Source organism: Sphingorhabdus sp. SMR4y, assembly GCF_002218195.1.
Lineage (GTDB): Bacteria > Pseudomonadota > Alphaproteobacteria > Sphingomonadales > Sphingomonadaceae > Parasphingorhabdus.
The window spans coordinates 1,630,312-1,649,629 of the sequence record NZ_CP022336.1 but is presented as its reverse complement, the minus strand read 5'-3'; the positions used below and the strand labels follow the sequence as shown (position 1 = coordinate 1,649,629).

Annotated in this window: 15 protein-coding genes and 1 pseudogene; 10 read left to right on the top strand and 6 right to left on the bottom strand. The window is 60.3% G+C overall.

The genetic code is table 11. The features are described from left to right. Nucleotides 1–12 precede the first annotated feature (12 nt). Nucleotides 13–1,092, bottom strand: a complete 1,080-nt coding sequence (locus tag SPHFLASMR4Y_RS07780) for a class I SAM-dependent methyltransferase (protein WP_260807119.1) — start codon at nucleotides 1,090–1,092, stop codon at nucleotides 13–15. Then, nucleotides 1,085–1,951, bottom strand: a complete 867-nt coding sequence (gene lgt, locus SPHFLASMR4Y_RS07775; RefSeq protein WP_260807118.1) for a prolipoprotein diacylglyceryl transferase — start codon at nucleotides 1,949–1,951, stop codon at nucleotides 1,085–1,087. Before lgt ends, SPHFLASMR4Y_RS07780 begins: the two co-directional genes overlap by 8 nt. A gap of 79 nt (nucleotides 1,952–2,030) precedes the next feature. Here lgt and SPHFLASMR4Y_RS07770 point away from each other — a divergent pair, with 79 nt between their 5' ends. After that, nucleotides 2,031–3,740 (top strand): class I adenylate-forming enzyme family protein, encoded by a 1,710-nt coding sequence (locus SPHFLASMR4Y_RS07770; protein ID WP_089133025.1) that lies wholly within the window; start codon nucleotides 2,031–2,033, stop codon nucleotides 3,738–3,740. Then, complete coding sequence (locus tag SPHFLASMR4Y_RS07765; protein WP_089133024.1) at nucleotides 3,737–6,517, top strand: [protein-PII] uridylyltransferase; 2,781 nt, start codon at nucleotides 3,737–3,739, stop codon at nucleotides 6,515–6,517. The genes SPHFLASMR4Y_RS07770 and SPHFLASMR4Y_RS07765 overlap by 4 nt, the downstream gene beginning before the upstream one ends. Here SPHFLASMR4Y_RS07765 and SPHFLASMR4Y_RS07760 read toward each other — a convergent pair. Next, a complete protein-coding gene (locus SPHFLASMR4Y_RS07760; protein WP_186266081.1) occupies nucleotides 6,514–7,038 on the bottom strand; it encodes a YceD family protein in 525 nt (174 codons plus the stop codon). The genes SPHFLASMR4Y_RS07765 and SPHFLASMR4Y_RS07760 overlap by 4 nt on opposite strands. Beyond that, nucleotides 7,035–7,568: a ubiquinol-cytochrome C chaperone family protein gene (locus SPHFLASMR4Y_RS07755; protein ID WP_145955481.1), complete on the bottom strand. Its 534-nt coding sequence runs from the start codon at nucleotides 7,566–7,568 to the stop codon at nucleotides 7,035–7,037. The genes SPHFLASMR4Y_RS07760 and SPHFLASMR4Y_RS07755 overlap by 4 nt, the downstream gene beginning before the upstream one ends. 147 nt (nucleotides 7,569–7,715) lie before the next feature. Here SPHFLASMR4Y_RS07755 and SPHFLASMR4Y_RS07750 point away from each other — a divergent pair, with 147 nt between their 5' ends. Beyond that, the gene (locus SPHFLASMR4Y_RS07750) at nucleotides 7,716–8,207 is read left to right on the top strand and encodes an outer membrane protein assembly factor BamE (RefSeq protein WP_089133022.1); all 492 of its coding nucleotides are present in this window, start codon (nucleotides 7,716–7,718) and stop codon (nucleotides 8,205–8,207) included. A 47-nt stretch (nucleotides 8,208–8,254) separates the two neighbouring features. Here the strand turns inward: SPHFLASMR4Y_RS07750 and SPHFLASMR4Y_RS07745 are convergent, their stop codons facing one another. Next, nucleotides 8,255–10,525 (bottom strand): NADP-dependent malic enzyme, encoded by a 2,271-nt coding sequence (locus SPHFLASMR4Y_RS07745; RefSeq protein WP_089133021.1) that lies wholly within the window; start codon nucleotides 10,523–10,525, stop codon nucleotides 8,255–8,257. 240 nt (nucleotides 10,526–10,765) lie between these two features. Here SPHFLASMR4Y_RS07745 and mutS point away from each other — a divergent pair, with 240 nt between their 5' ends. The 7 genes and pseudogenes from mutS to SPHFLASMR4Y_RS07710 all read left to right on the top strand — a co-directional run bounded on the left by mutS (nucleotide 10,766) and on the right by SPHFLASMR4Y_RS07710 (nucleotide 17,475). Beyond that, a complete protein-coding gene (mutS, locus tag SPHFLASMR4Y_RS07740; protein WP_089134763.1) occupies nucleotides 10,766–13,345 on the top strand; it encodes a DNA mismatch repair protein MutS in 2,580 nt (859 codons plus the stop codon). Nucleotides 13,346–13,349: 4 nt separating this feature from the next. Continuing rightward, nucleotides 13,350–13,907 (top strand): annotated as a pseudogene (locus SPHFLASMR4Y_RS07735) (peroxiredoxin). Nucleotides 13,908–13,946: 39 nt separating this feature from the next. Continuing rightward, nucleotides 13,947–14,864 carry an acetylglutamate kinase gene (gene argB / locus SPHFLASMR4Y_RS07730; protein WP_089133020.1) on the top strand — a complete coding sequence of 306 codons (918 nt, stop codon included), beginning with the start codon at nucleotides 13,947–13,949 and terminating at the stop codon, nucleotides 14,862–14,864. Nucleotides 14,865–14,961: 97 nt separating this feature from the next. After that, complete coding sequence (locus SPHFLASMR4Y_RS07725; RefSeq protein ID WP_089133019.1) at nucleotides 14,962–15,258, top strand: YggT family protein; 297 nt, start codon at nucleotides 14,962–14,964, stop codon at nucleotides 15,256–15,258. Then, nucleotides 15,255–16,151, top strand: coding sequence for a bifunctional methylenetetrahydrofolate dehydrogenase/methenyltetrahydrofolate cyclohydrolase FolD (gene folD / locus SPHFLASMR4Y_RS07720; RefSeq protein WP_089133018.1), 897 nt, complete (start codon nucleotides 15,255–15,257; stop codon nucleotides 16,149–16,151). The genes SPHFLASMR4Y_RS07725 and folD overlap by 4 nt, the downstream gene beginning before the upstream one ends. Further along, a complete protein-coding gene (locus SPHFLASMR4Y_RS07715) occupies nucleotides 16,151–16,861 on the top strand; it encodes a hypothetical protein (protein ID WP_089133017.1) in 711 nt (236 codons plus the stop codon). The genes folD and SPHFLASMR4Y_RS07715 overlap by 1 nt, the downstream gene beginning before the upstream one ends. Next, entirely contained in the window at nucleotides 16,858–17,475 is a 618-nt protein-coding gene (locus SPHFLASMR4Y_RS07710) for a MarC family protein (RefSeq protein WP_089133016.1), read from the top strand. The genes SPHFLASMR4Y_RS07715 and SPHFLASMR4Y_RS07710 overlap by 4 nt, the downstream gene beginning before the upstream one ends. Nucleotides 17,476–17,604: 129 nt before the next feature. On the opposite strand, the gene SPHFLASMR4Y_RS07705 is transcribed toward SPHFLASMR4Y_RS07710, so the two are convergent. Then, a complete protein-coding gene (locus SPHFLASMR4Y_RS07705; protein ID WP_145955480.1) occupies nucleotides 17,605–19,314 on the bottom strand; it encodes a tetratricopeptide repeat protein in 1,710 nt (569 codons plus the stop codon). Nucleotides 19,315–19,318: the final 4 nt, after the last annotated feature.

Here is a 19,318-nt window from a genome sequence, read left to right as displayed (position 1 = left end):
CCCCCCCCCCCCTTATTCCTCGCCGTAGCTGAACCCTTCGGGATCCGGCCAGTCGAGGGAGGTTGCCGCCATCACCTGAAACAGCCGGCCCATTTCGTCCACATGGGTGAGCCGTTGATGGGCAGCCAGAATATTGTCGATTTCTTTCGGAGACGCCGCCATCAGCGCCTCGGCGCGCTGGTCTATTCCCAGCGATTTTAGCCACTGCCCCTGTTCAGAGGGCCCGTGTGTTTTCAGCATCCGCGTGCGCGCGATATTGGCCAATGTGTGAAAATCGACATGGGCGGTCAGATCAGAGGCTCCGGGACTGTCGAACGGGCTTATCGGCAAATGATCCTTCACGGCCTGCAGGGTGCTGCCGGTTCCTGGGCGTATATAACCATAATCGATGATCAGCAGGGGCCCGCCCTGTTTCGTCAGCCGGCTGGCGATTTCGCCCAACAGTTTCACGCTGACCGGCGAACGCTCGAGGATCGTGCCATCTGGGAAACCGCTCATGCTCCCGGAAACCCGTTCCTCGGCGACGTCCTCGCTGGGAACAGCAACAAATTTGCTGCGATCCCGCGCGACCATTTGCCGCCGCCAACCCGCCGATGTCGCAATGAACTGCTCAATCGGCAGCGCGTCGAAAAATTCATTGGCGACGACCAGCAACGGCCCGTCTTCCGGCAGGCTGGCCATGTCCTCATGCCATGTGGCGTCGGGGTGCAACGCGGCCTGCCGGGCTCTCAGTACCGGGCTGGTCTCGACAAAATGGACCGATGGATCGCAGCCGAATTTCCGCATGGAACGCAGCGCATCTTTCGCCAGAGTGCCGCGTCCCGGGCCCAGTTCGACATAATGACAAGGGCCGGGCGATCCCTTGCGCAACCACAGATCAGCCAGCCAGATGCCGATGATTTCGCCGAACATCTGGCTGATTTCCGGAGCCGTGACAAAGTCGCCCTCTTCGCCGAGCGGGTCCTTGCTGGCATAATAATGGTCATTGGCGATCGCCATATAGTCGCCGAGCGGGATCGGCCCTTCGCGGTCAATCCTGTCCGCGATGATATGCGCTGCGCTGGGAAGGTCCGCTTTGGTGCCGTCAGGCAACGCTCTTGTCTCCGGCAACCGGTTCGACGCGTACCCGCCGGCCCTTCGCAGTGAACACCAGCCACGCGCCGAGCAATATCATCGGCACCGTCAGCCATTGGCCCATGCTGAAGCCCGATTGCTCGACCAGCCAGGTAAGCTGGGCGTCCGGCTGGCGGAAAAATTCGACGAAGAAGCGGCTGAATCCGTATACCAGCAGGCCGGTGCCGACCAGCTTGCCCGGCTGATAACGGGCGTCGGTCTTCCAGAAAAGCAGCGAGAGAATGATGAAATAGAGAATACCTTCCAGGCCTGCTTCATAAAGCTGGCTGGGATGACGGGCGACATCGCCGCCCATCGGGAAGACAATGGCCCACGGCACGTCGGTAGCCCGCCCCCAAAGCTCGCCGTTGACGAAATTGGCCAGTCGGCCGAAGAACAGGCCGAAGGGAATGACGCAGGCGATATAGTCGCACATCCGCAGAAAATCGAGTTTCTCCCGTCGTGCGGTCCACCACAGGGCGAGTACCACACCGAGCGTGCCGCCGTGCAGGGACATGCCGCCGTTCCAGACCTGCAAGATCCTGACTGGTTCGAGCAGGATTTCCGGAGCGTAGAAGAACACATAGCCAAGCCGGCCGCCGACAATGATGCCAAGCGTCGCCCAGAAGATCATGTCATCGGCATGGCGGCGGGCCATCGGCGAGCCCGGCTGGTCGACCAATTTGGTCAAATACCAGTAGCCGATCAATATGCCGGCAAGATAGGCCAGCGAATACCATTTGAGCTGGAAAAATCCGAGATCGAGCGCATTGGGAGACAGGCCAAGCTCTGTAAACTGGGTAAACTGTGCCGCATTGGCCAAGATAATATCAATCAACTCTTTTCCCCGCGTGGTTTCCTGTCCATATAAAGGGAAATTCCCCTTTACCAAGAGGGAACAACGGGAGACTTGAATTATGGCCACCTCTGAACTGGACCTGGTGATCGACAAAACGCTGGAAGCGCTGACCCAGCCCGGGCAGTTGCTGGAACTGGACACGATCAACAAATACGGCGTCGACATGCCGATCTTCAAAAACGCGCCACAGAATGTGTCGGACTATTTCGCCTATTTCTGCAATGAGCACGCGGACAAGGAATTTCTGGTCGATGGCGATATTCGCCTGACCTTCGGCGATACCTATAAAGCGGCCCGTGTTTTGGCCGGCGGTCTCGTCGAGGGCTATGGCGTCCAGAAGGGCGACCGGATCGGCATTGCCGCGCGCAATTCGGCCAACTGGGTCATTCTCGACATGGCAATCACCATGGCCGGCGGCGTTTCGACCAAGCTGAACGGCTGGTGGCAAGGCGACGAACTGGCTGACGGCATCGAGGATGTCGGCTGCTCCTATGTTTTTGCCGATTACCAGAGAGCCCAGCGTCTGGTGGAATCCAGGCGCGATCACGGCGCCGAGCTTCTGATCTTCGAACATGACAAGCCGCCGCTCGAAGGCTTGAAAATCGTGCTGGAAAAAGGCGGCGGCGCGGAAACGCCACTGCCGCAGATGGCGCCGGAAGACAATGCGACCATTTTGTTCACCTCCGGCTCGACCGGCCGCTCGAAGGGCGCCTATGCCGAGCATCGCTCGGTGGTACAGGGCGCCATGAGCTTCGTCGGTACCGTGCTGGTACTGGTGCATATCATGGAAAAACAGGGCAAGATGCCCGAGGGACAGCCGACCGCGATGGTCTGTGTGCCGCTGTTCCACGTGACCGCTTCGGTGCCGCTGGTGCTGGTCAGCTACGCGATCGGCCGCAAGCTGGTGTTCCTCAACAAATGGGACGCGGAAGAGGCGATGCGCCTGATCGAGAAAGAGCGCGTGACCTATTTTGTCGGCGTGCCGCTGATGAGCATGGAAATCTATTCCCACCCGCATTTCGACAAATATGATCTCAGCAGCTGTGTCACCATGGCCGCTGGCGGTGCACCGCGTCCGGTCGAACATGTCCGCCGGATCAAGGAGAAGATGGGCGATGGCTATCCGGTGATCGGCTATGGCCTCACCGAAACCAACGGTGTCGGTTGTTCCAACCAGAATGAAAATTATCTTGCCAAGCCGGACAGTACCGGCCGGGCTACGCCGCCGATTGTCGATGTCGCAATCCTCGACGATGATGGCAACAAGATGCCGCAGGGCGAGCGCGGCGAAGTCTGTATCCGCACCGCTGCCAATTTCACCGGCTACTGGAACAACGAGGAAGCAACGAAAGAGGCTTTCACCGACGACGGCTATTTCCGCACCGGAGATATCGGCTATCTCGATCCCGAGGGCTATCTGTTCATTGTCGACCGCAAGAAAGAGATCATCATCCGTGGCGGCGAGAATATCAGCTGCCAGGAAGTGGAAGCGGCGGTCTATGCCAATCCGGCAGTGGCCGAAGCCTGTATTTTCGGCGTGCCTGACGAGCGTTTCGGGGAAGTGCCGGCTCTTGTCTACCACACCAAGGACGGACACAGCCTGACCGACGAAGAGCTGATGGAATTTCTCAAGCACCAGCTCGCACCGTTCAAGCTTCCCGTCCATGTCTGGCAGTATGACGAGCCGCTGCCGAAACTGGGCACCGCGAAAATCGCGAAAATCGTGCTGGCGAAAAAGCATCGTGACGAACTGGATGCGACGGGATGAATATACGCGCTGATATTCCGGCGGCGCCGGCAGATCCGGCCAAACGGATCGTCCGGCAGCGGGATATCATCAACCGCCGGGAGCTGGCGGAAGAGGTCGACGCGCTGATTGCCGAACATGGCATGCCCAAGGCCCGGCAGAAGATCCTGCCGGTCCTGCAGGAAGCGCTGGCATCCGGGCGTGCGGAAATCAGCGAGCGGCTGTTGAAGAAACCCTCGGCCGGGCACGAAATGGCGGCGGCGCAATCCTTTCTGGTCGACCAGCTGGTTCGCCTGATCCACGATATCGCGGTCTATCATCAATATCCGGTGAGCAACCCGTCGTCGGGGGAGCGGATCGCGGTGATGGCGGTCGGTGGCTATGGGCGCGGTGAAATGGCACCGCACAGCGATGTCGATATCGCTTTCCTGACCCCGCACAAGACCAATAGCTGGACCGAGCAGGCCGTCGAGGCGATGCTCTACTGGCTCTGGGACCTCGGTTTCAAGGTCGGGCAGAGCAGCCGCTCGATTGACGAAATGGTGCGCATGGCGAAAGAGGATCTGTCGATCCGGACCGCCTTGCTGGAGGGGCGCTATATCTGGGGCGATACCGGCGTTTATGAAGAAGCCAAACAGCGCTTTTTCAGCGATGTTGTCGCTGGCACCGACAGTGTTTTCGTATCCGAAAAACTGGCCGAACGCGATGCCCGGCACGTGAAGATGGGTGACAGCCGCTACGTCGTCGAACCCAATGTCAAGGAAGGCAAGGGCGGCTTGCGCGACCTGCAGACGCTGTACTGGATCGGCAAATATATCCACCGGGTAACTTCCGCCGAACAGCTGGTCGATGTCGGCCTGCTCACCGCTGACGAATTCAAGCGCTTTCGCAAGGCCGCCAATTTCCTCTGGGCGGTGCGCTGCCACATGCATGACATTACAGGTCGGGCGGAAGACCGTCTGACCTTTGACCTGCAACCCGAAGTGGCACGCCGAATGCGCTTTGCCGACCGGCCCGGCAAATCGTCGGTCGAGCGGTTCATGCAATATTATTTCCTGAACGCGAAAGTCGTCGGCAATCTGACCGGTGTTTTCCTCGCTCATCTTGATGAAACCCACAATGCCGGGGTGCGCCGTTTCCTGCCTTCGCTGACTCGCAAACCAAAGAAACTCAAGGGTTTCGTGCTCGATCGCGGCCGTCTGGCCTTGCCCCGTGACGAATTTTTCGAGGAAGATCCGCTGCGGCTGCTGGAGATTTTCTGGCTCGCCGACAAATATGAACTGGAAGTGCATCCCATGGCGATGCGGGCTGCGCGCCGGGACGCCAAGCTGATCGACAATAAGGTCCGCAAAAACGCGCGGGCCAACAAGCTGTTTCTGGACGTGCTCTGCTCGCCGCGCGATCCCGAACTGGTGTTGCGCTGGATGAACGAAGCCGCCATCTTCGGCCGCTTCATCCCCGACTTTGGCCGGGTTGTGGCGCAAATGCAGTTCGATATGTACCACCATTATACGGTCGACGAGCATACAATCCGGGCTATCGGCCTGCTCGCCAAGATCGGACGGGGCGACCTTGCGGACGATCATCCGAACAGCACCGCGACGATGGAGAAGCTCCAGAACCGGCGAGTGATATTCGTCGCGACCCTGTTGCACGATATCGCCAAAGGACGCGGTGGTGACCACAGCGTGCTGGGTGCGGAAGTGGCGATGAAACTCTGTCCGCGGCTGGGTCTCAAGCCGCATGAAACCGAACTGGTTGCCTGGCTGGTCCGCAATCATCTGCTGATGTCGGCGGTCGCCTTCAAGCGGGACCTTTCGGATTTCAAGACCATCCAGGATTTTGCCAGCCAGGTGAAGAGCGTCGAACGGCTGCGCCAGCTCACCGTATTGACCGTTGTCGACATTCGCGCGGTGGGACCTGGCGTGTGGAACAGCTGGAAACGGCAGTTGCTGACCGATCTGTTCGAAGCCGCGCAGGAAATGTTGCTGCTTGGCCACAAACAGCGCGGCCGCAAGGAGCGGGTCGAGGAGAAAAAGGCGGTACTGGCCGAGGCGCTGAAACTGCCGGAAGCCACATTCAACAAGCTGGCCCAGCGATTTACCGATGCCTACTGGATCGCCGAGCCGGATGATATCATTGTCCAGAATGCCCAGCTGGTTCTCGAGGCGGGGGATACGGATCTGACAATTTTCGCGGATGTCTATCCCGAACGGGGCGCGACGATGGTCACCGTCTATGCCGCTGACCATCCCGGACTATTCTACCGGATAGCCGGCGGTATTCATGTCTCGGGCGGCAATATCATCGACGCACGCATCCACACCACCCGCGACGGCATGGCGCTGGACAATTTTCTGGTGCAGGATCCCCACGGAAAGGCCTTTTCGGAAAAGGCGCAGCTGGAGCGGATCAAGCAGGCGGTGGAGGATGCCCTGGCCAATCGGGCCAAGCTTTCCACCAAGCTGGAAGCGCGTCCACTGGCCCATTCCCGGGCAGAAGCTTTCCAGATCACGCCTTTCGCGCTGGTCGATAACGAGGCGTCCAACCGGTTTACCGTCATCGAGGTCAATGCCCAGGATCGCCCGGCCTTGCTCAACGAACTGGCCTATGCGCTGTTCGAATCAAAGGTCACCGTGCACAGCGCGCATATCGCCACCTATGGCGAGCGGGCGGTGGACACTTTTTATATCACCGACCTGCTCGGCAGCAAGATCACCAGTAAGCAGCGGCTGAACGGATTGCAGAAACGGTTGACCAATGCGGCAGCGCGCAAGGATGACAAGAAGACGGTCTAGGGCAGTTTGTCCTTCAGCGCGGCGAGCGCACCAAAGGGACCGGCTTCTTCTTCCGATTTGAGAACTTCCTGCGCAACTGCGTCGGCATTGGGGCCGCGCGGAAAGGGATCGAGCGCGAGATAGAGTGTCTGGGCAATGGCTTCACCGAGATCGAGTTGGCCGTTTTCATATTCGATAATGTCGCAATCGTCTTCGGTCAGTTCGATCTCTTCGTCCGCGCTGCCGATTTCCAGTTCCGGGACAAAGGCAATATCGAAATCTTCGCGAAGCCTTACCTGAAAGCTTTCCCCGGTGATTGCGCAGCGCTGCTGCAGGTCCGATTCCAGCCGTCCGGTAAAGCCGATGCGATTGTCGCCGGCCTCGAGGCGATAGCTGGCCTCCAGCGTGTTGATTTTTGGCAGGTCAAAGCGCTGCGCCAGCTGGCCACGTTCTTCCGCGCTCGCGCTGAGAGTTCCGGTGCGTGCCACGGAGCCGATTTCCGACAGTCTGACGATATGGGAAAATTCCGGCTTGTCGATCATGCGGGCGCTCCGCTGGCCGGCAATTGTCCGGCGATGATGGTGTCGGTGCTGCATTGACCCAGCGCGGCGTGATAGGCCGCCAGCCGGCTGGCGAGAAAATCCAGTGCCCGATCACCGGGTTTTTCACCACGGAACATATTGCGGATGATCGCGTCCCTGAGATCCGCGTCCTTTTCCAGCGCGTCACGATAGGCGCCAACCCGGCCTCCAAGCGCGCCCATCATGCGACCGACATGCTTGCCCACGACCATGTCGCCGATGCCGATCTGGCGCAATTGGCCTTCCATGTCGCTGATGAAAATTTCCGTCAGCCAGGCAATGTCCTGACCGCGTGCCTCGTCCTTTTCCAGACGGACCAGCACCAGCGAGAATATCGCCGCAATCATGTCGAACCGGCCGTCGATAGTGTCGGGCACCTGGCCCTCTTCATACCAGGCCAGTTGCCGCCCCTCGCCGACAATCGCATTATATAATGGCTGCATCTTTGCGTTCGGGTTATCACGGGTAAAAATCTTGCTGAAAAAGGACATTGCTGGTTCCGCTGGTTGGATCGCAGGTTTATGGACGATCGGGCCGGTTGTTAAGTCTGGATACAGGGCATATTGATATTTATGACGCGAGATGCAATGGGCGATGACAAGTCGGGCACCGATACGGTGCTGGCGGGATAGTGGAGAATGAGTTTGATGGCCGGCAATATCAAAAAATACAGTCTGTGGCTTGGGCTAGTGGCCGGCACGATGACGATCGCCGGTTGCACGCAGGTGCGGGGCCATCAGGGCTATATCGCCGACGAGGTGCTGATGTCTGCCGTCCAGGCAGGCGTCGACAATCGCCAGTCGGTGGAAGCTTCGCTCGGCCGGCCGACCTTTACCGGCCAGTTTGACGATAATACCTGGTATTATCTGTCCCGCGACACCCGCCAATATGGTTTCAACAACCCGCGCCCGCGTGAACAGCAGGTGATGCGCGTGATTTTCGACGCCGACGGCAATGTCGCCTCGGTCGATCGCACCGGTCTGGAGCTGGTTGCAAGCATCAGCCCGGATGGCGACAAGACGCCGACGCTGGGCCGCGAACGCTCCTTCTTCGAGGAATTGTTCGGCAATATCGGCGCGGTGGGCGCCCCTGGTGCGCAAGGCGCAAGCAACGATCCCACCCGGCCTTAGCCGCTTCGCTGGCGCGGCCCGCACCAGCCGGCCGCTATTTGGCGCCGCTATTTGGCGATGCCGCTGGCGGCGAGAACCGCGAGCGTCACCAGTTCCGATGCCGTGGATGCCATGGTGGCGATCTGGACCGACTTTTCCAGACCGACGAGCATCGGCCCGATGACCGAATCGCCGCCCAGTTCGCGCAGCAGTTTCGCCGAAAGATTGGCCGATTGCAGGCCCGGCATGACCAGAACATTGGCTGGCTGGGACAGGCGGCTGAACGGGTAATTGCTCATCAGCTTCGGGTTGAGGGCAACGTCCGGCGCCATCTCGCCTTCATATTCAAACGGGACGCGACGCTGGTCGAGCAGCGCCACGGCTTCCCGCAGATTTTCCAGCCAGCGGCCTTCGGGATTGCCGAAGGTCGAATAGCTGAGGAAGGCAACCCGCGGCTCGTGCCCCATTTGCCGGGCCACAGCAGCCGTCTGCTCGGCGATATCAGCCAGCTCATGCGCCGTCGGCCGCTCGTTGACCGTCGTATCGGCCATGAACACCGTGTGATGCTGACCGACCATGACATGGATGCCCAGGGCCGTCCGGCCCTTCTCTACGTCGATCACCTTGGCAACGTCGCGGAAGGTCTGCGAATAGGGCCGGGTCACGCCGGTAATCATCGCATCGCCCTGATCCATGGCGAGCAGTGCGGAGCCAAAGATATTGCGGTCCTGATTGACCATGCGCTTGATGTCGCGCTCCATAAAGCCGCGACGGTGGAGACGGTCATAGAGCATGGAGACCATGTCGGGGACCAGCGGACTGTTGCGGCTGTTGTGAACCTCGAAGCTGTCCGGATCGCTGACGCCCAGTTCGGCAAGCTGCTGGCGAACGCGATCTTCGCGTCCGACCAGAACCGGCGTACCATAGCCGCCATCGCGGAACTGGATCGCTGCCCGCAACACGACGGCTTCTTCCGCCTCGGCAAATATGACGCGTTTCGGAGACATGCGACAGGCTTCATAGGCCTGCGTGAGCACCGAGGTGGTCGGATTGAGTCGTGCCTTTAGGCTCTGCCGGTAGGCGTCGAGGTCCTCGATCGGCTTCTGGGCCACGCCGCTATCCATGGCGGCCTTGGCGACAGCAGCGGATACCACGTCCATCAGCCGCGGATCAAAGGGAGCAGGAATGATGTAATCGACACCGAAGCTGGGCGCTTTTCCACCATAGGCGGCGGCCACTTCTTCCGGAACCTGCTCGCGCGCCAGCTCGGCAATGGCGTGGGCTGCCGCGACCTTCATCTCTTCATTGATCCGGGTGGCCCGGACATCCAGCGCTCCGCGGAAAATGAAGGGGAATCCGATGACATTGTTAACCTGGTTGGGATAGTCGGATCGTCCGGTCGCAATGATCGCGTCGGGGCGCGCCGCCTTGGCGTCGGGCGGGGTGATTTCCGGATCGGGATTGGCCATGGCAAAGATGATCGGCTGCGGGGCCATGTCCTTGACCATTTCCGGCTTCAGCGCGCCGGCGGCGGACAGGCCGAGGAAACAGTCGGCACCGGCAAGCGCATCGGTCAACGTCCGTGCCTCGGTGTCTATCGCATGGGCCGATTTCCACTGGTCGACATCGTCGCGGCCGCGATAGATGACGCCGGTCCGGTCACACATGGTCAGATTGTCGTGAGGCACGCCGAGGCTCTTGATCAGCGACGCGCAGGCTATGGCAGCGGCACCCGCTCCGTTGACCACGACCTTGATATCCTCGACCTTGCGGTCGGTGAGCAGGCAGGCGTTAATGATCCCGGCGGCGGCGATAATCGCTGTGCCATGCTGGTCATCATGGAAGACCGGAATATTCATCCGGTCGCGTAATGTCTGTTCGATGATGAAACAGTCGGGCGCGGCAATATCCTCCAGATTGATACCGCCAAAGCTCGGTTCCATCAGCTGGACGGCGTTGATGAATGCGTCTGCGTCCTCGGTGTCGAGTTCCAGATCGATCGAATCGACATCGGCGAAACGCTTGAACAATACCGCCTTGCCTTCCATCACCGGCTTGGACGCAAGGGCGCCAAGATTGCCGAGACCGAGAATCGCGGTGCCGTTGGAGATCACCGCGACCAGATTGCCCTTGGCGGTATAGTCATAGGCTTTCGACGGATCTTCGGCGATTGCGCGAACCGGAACGGCGACGCCTGGCGAATAGGCGAGGCTGAGATCGCGCTGGGTCGCCATCGGCTTGGAGGCAATAATCTCGATTTTCCCTGGACGACCATGGGAGTGAAAAAGCAGAGCTTCCCGTTCGGAAAATTCTAGATCATTGTCGTTCTGGTCAGCCAAATCTTGTCTCCGCATATGCTGTGGTCGGCCTGATGGTACCGACCGGACGTTCACGTTCCGCTCGGGACCTACTCTTTTTGTCCCTGAGCCGCAATATCAAGTAAAAATCAATAGGATGGGATCGCTACTCTTTTATGTCCCGCCACAGTCCGCTATCGCAGGCCCATGGCAATCCAGACTCGGGACAAAGCAGACAAGCGGGCAAAAGACCCCGCGCCGAAAGCGGCCAAGGTCACGCCGATGATGGAGCAATATTTCGCGCTCAAGGAAAAGGCCGGCGATTGCCTGCTATTCTACCGGATGGGCGACTTTTTCGAGCTCTTCTACGAGGATGCCAAGCTGGCTGCGGCGGCGCTCGATATAGCGCTGACCTCGCGCGGCAAAAATGCCGGGGATTCAATACCGATGTGCGGTGTGCCGGTTCATTCGGCGGAAGGCTATCTGGCGAAGCTCATCCGTTCCGGTTTCAAGGTGGCAATTGCCGAGCAGACGGAAACCCCGGCCGAGGCCAAGGCACGCGGCGGCTACAAGGCTTTGGTAGCGCGGGACATCATCCGCTATGTGACTGCAGGCACCCTGACCGAAGACAATCTGCTCGACGCGCGCAGTGACAATATGCTGGTCGCGCTGGCCGAGATACAGGGCGAGATCGGACTGGCCGCGGCGGATATTTCGACCGGTAATTTCGAGCTGGCAACGGTATCCGACGACGCGCTGGATGGGGAGCTTGCCCGGATTGCGCCATCGGAAATCATCTGTCCACCGTCGCTGCTGCCCCGGCTGCACAAGGCGACCGGCTGGGACAGGGACAATTTCGACAGCGGCCGGGCCGAAAAGCGGCTACGTGAACATTTCGGCGTAGCGACGCTCGACGGCATGGGTGAATTTTCGCGGGCCGAGCTGGCCACCGCCGCTGGTCTCGTCGCCTATGTGAACCATGTATCCCAGGGCCATACTCCTTATCTCCACCCTCCCAGAAGGCGGGAGACACGCGAGTTTCTGTCGATTGACGGGCCGACCCGGGCGAGTCTGGAAATCGACCGGACGCTGGCCGGCGGACGCGAGGGCAGTCTGCTCCATTCCATCGACCGCACGGTGACACCCGCGGGGGCCCGCTTGCTGGCCCGCGATCTGTCCGCACCGCTGTTCGCCGAACAACCGATCAATCGCCGGCTCGGGCTGGTCCAGTGGTTCCATGACGGATCGGCGATCCGTGACGATGTCCGTACCGGTCTGAAGGCTTTGCCCGATATCGGCCGGGCGCTGGGCCGCGTTTCGGCGGGGCGGGGCAGTCCGCGCGATCTCGGGCAGATTCGCGATGGACTGGCAGGCGCGCGGCTGTTGCGCGAACGCTTGGCACAATTGGCGGGCCTGCCCGAACTGCTTGACCATATCCTGCCCGCGCTCGACGGCCATGCCGCGCTGGTCGATCTGCTCGAGCAGGCGCTGGTCGAAACGCCGCCCACCGATATGACCAACGGCGGCTATATCGCCACAGGCTTTGATCCTGCGCTCGACGAGTTGCGCAGCGCCGGTTCCGACGGCCGTCAGGCCATTGCCACGCTGGAAGCGCGCTATCGCGAGACAACCGGGATCAATACGCTCAAGATCAAGCATAATGCGGTGCTCGGCTATTTCATCGAAGTGCCCGCCCGACATGGTGACAGCCTGATGGCTGAAAATTCCGGCTTCACCCATCGTCAGACACTCGCCGGGGTGGTGCGGTTCAACTCGACCGACCTGCACGAAGAAGCGGTGCGGGTATCGCAGGCCGGAGTCCATGCGCTGGCTGCCGAGGCGGCCCATTTCGAGGGACTGGTCGAAAAGGTGCTCGCTCGCAAACAGGAAATCGGTGAAAGCGCCGACGCGCTGGCCCGGATCGATGTCGCGGCGGCGCTGGCCGAGCGGGCTGCCGAAGGTCAGTGGTGCCGTCCCGAATTTGTCGACGGCAATATACTCGATATTCAGGCTGGTCGGCATCCGGTGGTCGAAGCCGCGCTCTCGGCCAAGGGCGATCCATTCGTCGCCAATGATTGCTGTCTGGCACAGGACGAGCGCCTGTGGCTGGTGTCCGGTCCGAATATGGGCGGTAAATCGACCTTCCTGCGGCAAAATGCGCTGATTGTGATTTTGGCGCAAGCCGGTGGCTATGTGCCGGCAGCCTCGGCGAGGCTCAGTCTGGTCGACCGCCTGTTCAGCCGCGTCGGCGCATCGGACAATCTGGCCCAGGGCCGCTCGACCTTCATGGTCGAGATGGTTGAAACCGCGGCGATCCTGTCACAGGCAACCGAGAATAGTTTCGTCATTCTCGACGAAGTGGGCAGGGGCACATCGACCTATGACGGTCTGGCTTTGGCCTGGGCGGTGGTCGAGGCGGTGCACGAGACCAATCGCTGCCGCTGCCTTTTCGCCACCCATTATCACGAACTGACCCGGCTGGCGGACCGGCTCGACGCGCTGTCGCTCCACCATGTGCGGGCGCGCGAATGGAAGGGTGATCTGGTGCTGCTGCACGAACTGGCCAACGGACCTGCGGATCGCAGTTATGGTCTGGCAGTGGCCAAGCTCGCGGGCATCCCCAAGCCGGTCCTCAACCGCGCCAAGGCGGTGCTCGACAAGCTGGAAGCCGGCAAGGCGGAAACCGGTGGACTGGCAGCAGGGCTTGGTGATTTGCCGCTTTTCGCTGCAAGCCTTGCGGACGTGGAGGAGAAATCCGACGGTTTGCGGGAGGCGCTGGGCGCGCTCGACGTAGATGCGCTCTCCCCGCGCGAGGCGCTGGACCAGCTCTACGCCCTCAAGGCGCAGCTCGAGCAGGAGTGAGAATGTGAAAAAGTGGATCGTGATCTTGCTGGCGGCGGCGATTATCGGCGGCTCTGCCTTTGTCTATAACACCCGCAGCGCCAATGCCGCGCCGCTGGAAATCGGTGCCACCGCTCCGGATTTCACCACCACCGGCGCGCTGGCCGGCAAGGAATTCCGGTTCTCGCTGGCCGACACGCTGAAAGACGGTCCCGTCGTGCTCTATTTTTTTCCCAAGGTCTTTACCGAGGGCTGCACGATAGAAGCCAATATGTTTGCCGAAGCCACAGCCGACTTCAACGCCGCCGGAGCCACCGTGATCGGCATGTCAGCCGACGATATAGAGGGATTGAAAAAATTCTCCGTCTCCGAATGCCGCAACAGGTTCGCGGTTGCCCGGGCGGATGAGTAGATCATCAACGGTTATCAGGTCCGCATGGCGCCGGGTCTCGCCATGACCAACCGGACCAGCTATGTCATCGATCAGCAGGGGAAAATCGTCTTTGTCCACAGCGCGAAAAAGCCGCACGGCCATGTTGCCGGCACGCTGGAAACAGTGAAAGCATTGTCCAAAGCTGATTAAACACTTGCAATTGCCGCCCGGCTAGACAGAAAGACGCCCATGACCGATCACGCACCCGATCCCGCCATGCTTGCCAAAGCGGAAACGCTCACCGATGCCTTGCCCTATCTGCAGCGCTATGCGGGCAAGACCTTTGTCGTTAAATATGGTGGCCATGCCATGGGCGATGCCACGCTCGCGCGCAATTTTGCTCAGGATATCGTGCTGCTCAAGGCGGTCGGAATCAATCCGGTGGTCGTCCACGGTGGCGGTCCGCAGATCGGTGCGATGCTGGCGCGGGTCGGTGTCGAGAGCGAATTTGTCGACGGCCTTCGCGTCACCACCAAGGAAACCGCGGAAATCGCCGAAATGGTACTCTCCGGCGCGATCAACAAGGAACTGGTCAGCTGGATCGGACAGGCCGGCGGCAGCGCCATCGGCATTTCCGGCAAGGATGGCGGCTTTGTCAAGGCGTCCAAGCTGCGACGCACCAATCGCGATCCGGACAGCAATATCGAACGGATCATCGATCTCGGCTATGTCGGCGAGCCCAGAAGAGTGGATCGCAGCGTCGTCGACAAGATTTCCGCGGCCGGGATGATCCCGGTCATCGCGCCGATCGGTGTGGGTGACGATGGTGCAACCTATAATATCAACGCCGACACCATGGCCGGAGCGGTCGCCTCGGCCCTGCGCGCGGCGCGCCTGTTCCTGCTCACCGATGTCCCCGGCGTGCTCGACAAAGAAGGGGAGTTGCTGACCGATCTCGACCCGCAAAAAATCCAGGCGCTGGTCGACGAAGGCACGATTTCCGGCGGGATGATTCCGAAGCTGGAAACCTGCGTCAACGCGGTGCAGGGCGGGGTCGATGCTGCCGTCGTACTCGATGGTCGTATTCCACACGCGATGCTGCTCGAAATCTTCACCAGCAAGGGCGCGGGTACGCTGGTCAAGGACGGTTTTCTGCCGGTTGAATAATCCGACTGCTGTCTTATATTGGTGACACAGTAAATTTCTGGCATTGGTGGCGACAAAGCTCTAGTCGCTATGGCAGATTATCGATAAAGGTCCGATCATGGCATTCGCACTACTTCAAATTATTTCCATCCTGCTCAACGTGGCGATCACCGTCATCATCGTGCAGGCGATCATGAGCTGGCTGCTCGCGTTCAATGTGATCAATCTGCAAAATGATATCGCCCGCGCGATCTGGACCACGCTCGATGCGCTGACTGCACCCATCTACCGCCCGATCCGCAGAATAATGCCGGATTTCGGAGCCATTGATCTGACCCCGATGGTGGTGATCATCGGCATTATCATCCTGCAGGATGCCATCCTGCCACCGATAGCCCAGGCGCTCCTGAGTTGACCGCAGCGCAGATCATTGACGGCAAGGCCTTTGCTGCCGGCCTGCGCGAACGGATCAGGGACGCCGTGCCGGCTTTTGTAAAGCAGGCGGGGCGTGCGCCCGGTCTGGCCGTTGTTCTGGTCGGCGAAGACCCTGCCAGCCAGGTCTATGTCGCCTCCAAGCACAAGGCGACCATTGCCGCCGGCATGGAAAGCTTCGAGCACCGCTTGCCCGCCGATGTTGCGCAGGAAGAGCTGATCACGCTGGTCGAGCAATTGAATGCCGACGAGAGTGTGGACGGCATATTGGTGCAACTGCCGCTGCCCCGGGGCCTCGACGAAAAAGCCGTGGTCATGGCGATCGATTCGGACAAGGATGTGGACGGCCTGCACGTGATCAATGCCGGCCGGCTGGCCAGTGGCGAAGACGCGCTGATTCCCTGCACGCCGCTGGGCAGCCTGATGCTGCTGAAAGATACTTTGGGCGACCTCACCGGCCTCGACGCCGTTGTCGTCGGCCGCTCGATTCTGGTCGGCAAGCCGATGGCGCAGTTGCTGCTCGGTGAAAATTGCACCGTCACCATGGCGCATAGTCGAACCCGCGATCTTCCCGACGTCGTTCGCCGCGCCGATATTGTCGTCGCCGCCGTTGGCCGGGCTGAGATGGTCAAGGGCGACTGGCTGAAGGACGGCGCGGTGGTGATCGATGTCGGTATCAATCGACTCGACCCCGAACCAGGCAAGGAAAAGGGCCGTCTGGTCGGTGATGTTGCGACCGCGGAAGCCATGGATCATGTCCGGGCGATCACGCCGGTACCCGGAGGGGTTGGCCCGATGACCATTGCAGTGCTATTGCGCAATACGCTGGTCGCTGCATCCGCGCGCGCCGGACTGGAAAAACCGGAAGGTCTCTAATGCGAATATTTGCCGCTATCGGAATCGCGCTGATCCTGTCGAGCTGTGCGAGCGGTGGCGGGCGTCCCGGCGACCGCGAACGCTACAACCGGGTGATGGGCAAGGCCGTTGCCAATCCCAGCGCGATCGTGCAGGCGGAATTGTCCTTCGCGCGGCTGGCGCAGGAAGAGGGCCAGTGGTCCGCTTTTCGCGAAACCGCTGCCGACGAGGCGATCATGTTCACGCCCGGGCTGGTCAACGCGCAGCAATGGTTGAAGGGCAAGGCCGATCCGGCACAGGCGGTCGATTGGCAGCCGCATAAAGTCTACATGTCCTGCGATGGCAGCATCGGTGTCTCCACCGGTGCCTGGCAAAGCGCTGGCGGAACCACCGGCCATTTCACCACCATCTGGCAGCAGGAAGATTTCGGCAAGCGCAGGCCCGGCAGGGACGTGGAATGGAAATGGATATTCGATGACGGCGTGCCGTTGGCGACACCGCTGGCGGAACCCGACTATGTCGAGACCGAAGTCGCATCGTGCAAAGCCAAGATTCCGGCCGGTTTCCCGCCGGCACAGCGAACCGGGGAGGGCCGCTCGGCCGACGGCAGTCTGGTCTGGAACGCGTCTTCTGTTGATGGCGGCGGGCGCATCGTCTTTGTCGACCTTGCGCAGGATGACGGCAGCTTCAAGCGCGTGCACGAATATCGGGTCGACGCGCCGGCATCATGATCGAGCTTTTCATCTCCGCATTCGTCACTTTTTTCGTGGTGATCGATCCGCCAGGCTGCGCACCGATATACGCCAGCCTGACCAGCAGCGCGCCACCGCGCGACCGTCGGATCATGGCCATCCGCGCGATATTCGTCGCCGCGGTCATCTTGCTGGTGTTCGCCCTGTTCGGCGAACAGATGCTCGGCGCGCTCGGCATCAGCCTCGACAGTTTTCGCATTGCCGGCGGCATCATGCTGTTCCTCATCGCGCTGGAAATGGTGTTCGAGAAACGCACCGAACGGCGCGAGGACCGAGCGCAGGAAATAATGGAAAAGCCGGAGATCGAGGATGTATCGATCTTCCCGATGGCGATGCCGATGATCGCCGGACCGGGATCGATCGCGGCGGTCATGCTGCTGACGTCCCAGCATGACGGTATCGATAACGCGCTGGTGATTCTCGGCGCCTTGGGCTCGGTTCTGTTGCTCACCTTGCTGGGGCTGATTGCAGCCGGCCCGTTGATGCGGGTTCTCGGCAACAAGGTCGAGGCGGTGATTACGCGTGTTCTTGGTGTGCTGCTCGGCGCGCTGGCCGTGCAATTCGTGGTCGACGGACTGAACGCAAGTTTTTGACGACTGTATCGCGGGTCCCTCCCACCGGCAGCCATGATCTCGCTTTTTGCGCAAGCCGCTGTGGCAAAGGGAGTTTGCGGCGCGGCCGAAAAGGTTCAATTGCCGATACGACCGGTCGTGGCTGTGCGCCTATTCGGTGATCAAGCCGCTCTTCACCAGTTGCTGCAATGCGCGTTCGGCCAGCATAGGGTTGGTGATCAGGCGCTTGAGCAACTGCTCGGGATTCTCGTCTTGATCGGTGCCATAGGTGGCAACCAACTGCCGCCATGACGTTCGAGCGTCCTGCGTTCTGCCATTTCTGGCATAGACCATCGCCATGGTTATATCATAATAAGGCCCGGCAGCGGTGCTGGACGGAACGATCTGCTCCGCATATTCCAACGCTTGCTCATTTTTGCCTTCCGCCATCAGAGTGAGCACCAGCGCGGTCTCCGCGACCAGCGAGCCACGAGGATCCAGGGCAATCGCACGCCTCAGATATCTGGTGCCTGCCGGATCGCCGCAACCGAAGAGAAAAGCACCGGTCTGGGCCTGGATAGTGGCCTCATAGGGATCTAGCGCAGCGGCTTTTTCGGCGAATTCCTTGCCCCGGCTACAATTGCCGTTGAAAAAACTCGATCTGGCGAGCGCGAAATTGGCCGACGCGTTCTCCCTTCCACGCACCATGGCGCGGCGCGCATATTCCAGTCCCTGCTCTGGATTGGGTTCCCTGCCGGTCGCTTCTTTCCGCAGAAAGGAAATGAACGAGGCAGCCGCAAGAATCTGGCTGTCAAACGGATCGGCAGCCAGAGATTTCTGGATGCAGGAATCAACAACCGGCAACAGCTCGGGATCGCGATTGTTCCGGTAACTCTCGAAGCGCAGCAGGCACGGATAGCCGATCATCGCGTCATCCGTCAGATACTTGCGCTGGTCGGTGGCGACCAATCCGAAAATGCTGGTGATTCGACTCGATATCGGACCGAGCGTTTCCGGAAACTCCGCCGGTGAAGCAGGCATTGCGATCGTCGTAGACCAGATCGTCTCGTCCTCGATCAGAGATGTCAGCAGGAATTTTATTTCCGGACCGCTCGGGCCCGCGATAACCCGGCTTTCGAACAGATAGGCATTCTGGCCGTTCGCCGAAACGATGTCCGGTCCGCCGGCAGCCGCCAGCCGTACTTGCGATGACCGGGCAAAGCTATCTTCGAAAAATTGCTGTATCTCGGCAGACTTGCTGCTGCCTGCCACTCCGTCTTCCGCTCGCGAAACGGCGATATAGATTTTCGGGGGCAGCGTATCGTAATCCGCGCTTATGGCAGTGTCGGAAGCGAGCGGATCGGACCTGTTCAGGAACCAGATCAGACTGATCGCAGCGATCAGCAGGATCGCGAGCAGTCCGATGATGGCCAGTCCGTTATTGAACCGGCGGTCGCGAAAAGGTTCGGCGGGTGGTGAACCCTCGGGGCCAATATCCTCCGTCCCGGCCATTTCCGGTTCGGCGGGTGCGGTGCCGTCATCGTCCAATATTTCCACCGCATAATGGCCGATCGGGATATGCAGGCGTGTCGCGCTCTGATGCTTGCTGTAATACGCCGCCAGCATCTTGCGCAGCCGGCCCACTTGCACGCGGGGATAGCTGTCGGCCTGGACGTCGAAATCCTCGGTACGACCGAGCCCGTCCACCGCAACCTGATAGGCTTTCGGCGGATGGTCCGGATTGGAAATCGCTTCTTCAACCAGATAGTTCAGCAATTGAGACATGACTGGCGAACGGATGAAATCCGGCGATTGTAACAAGATACGCGTTTCAGCGCGGAGCACCTGCGCCCGTTGCTCTTCTGAAATGGGTGAGGCCATTACT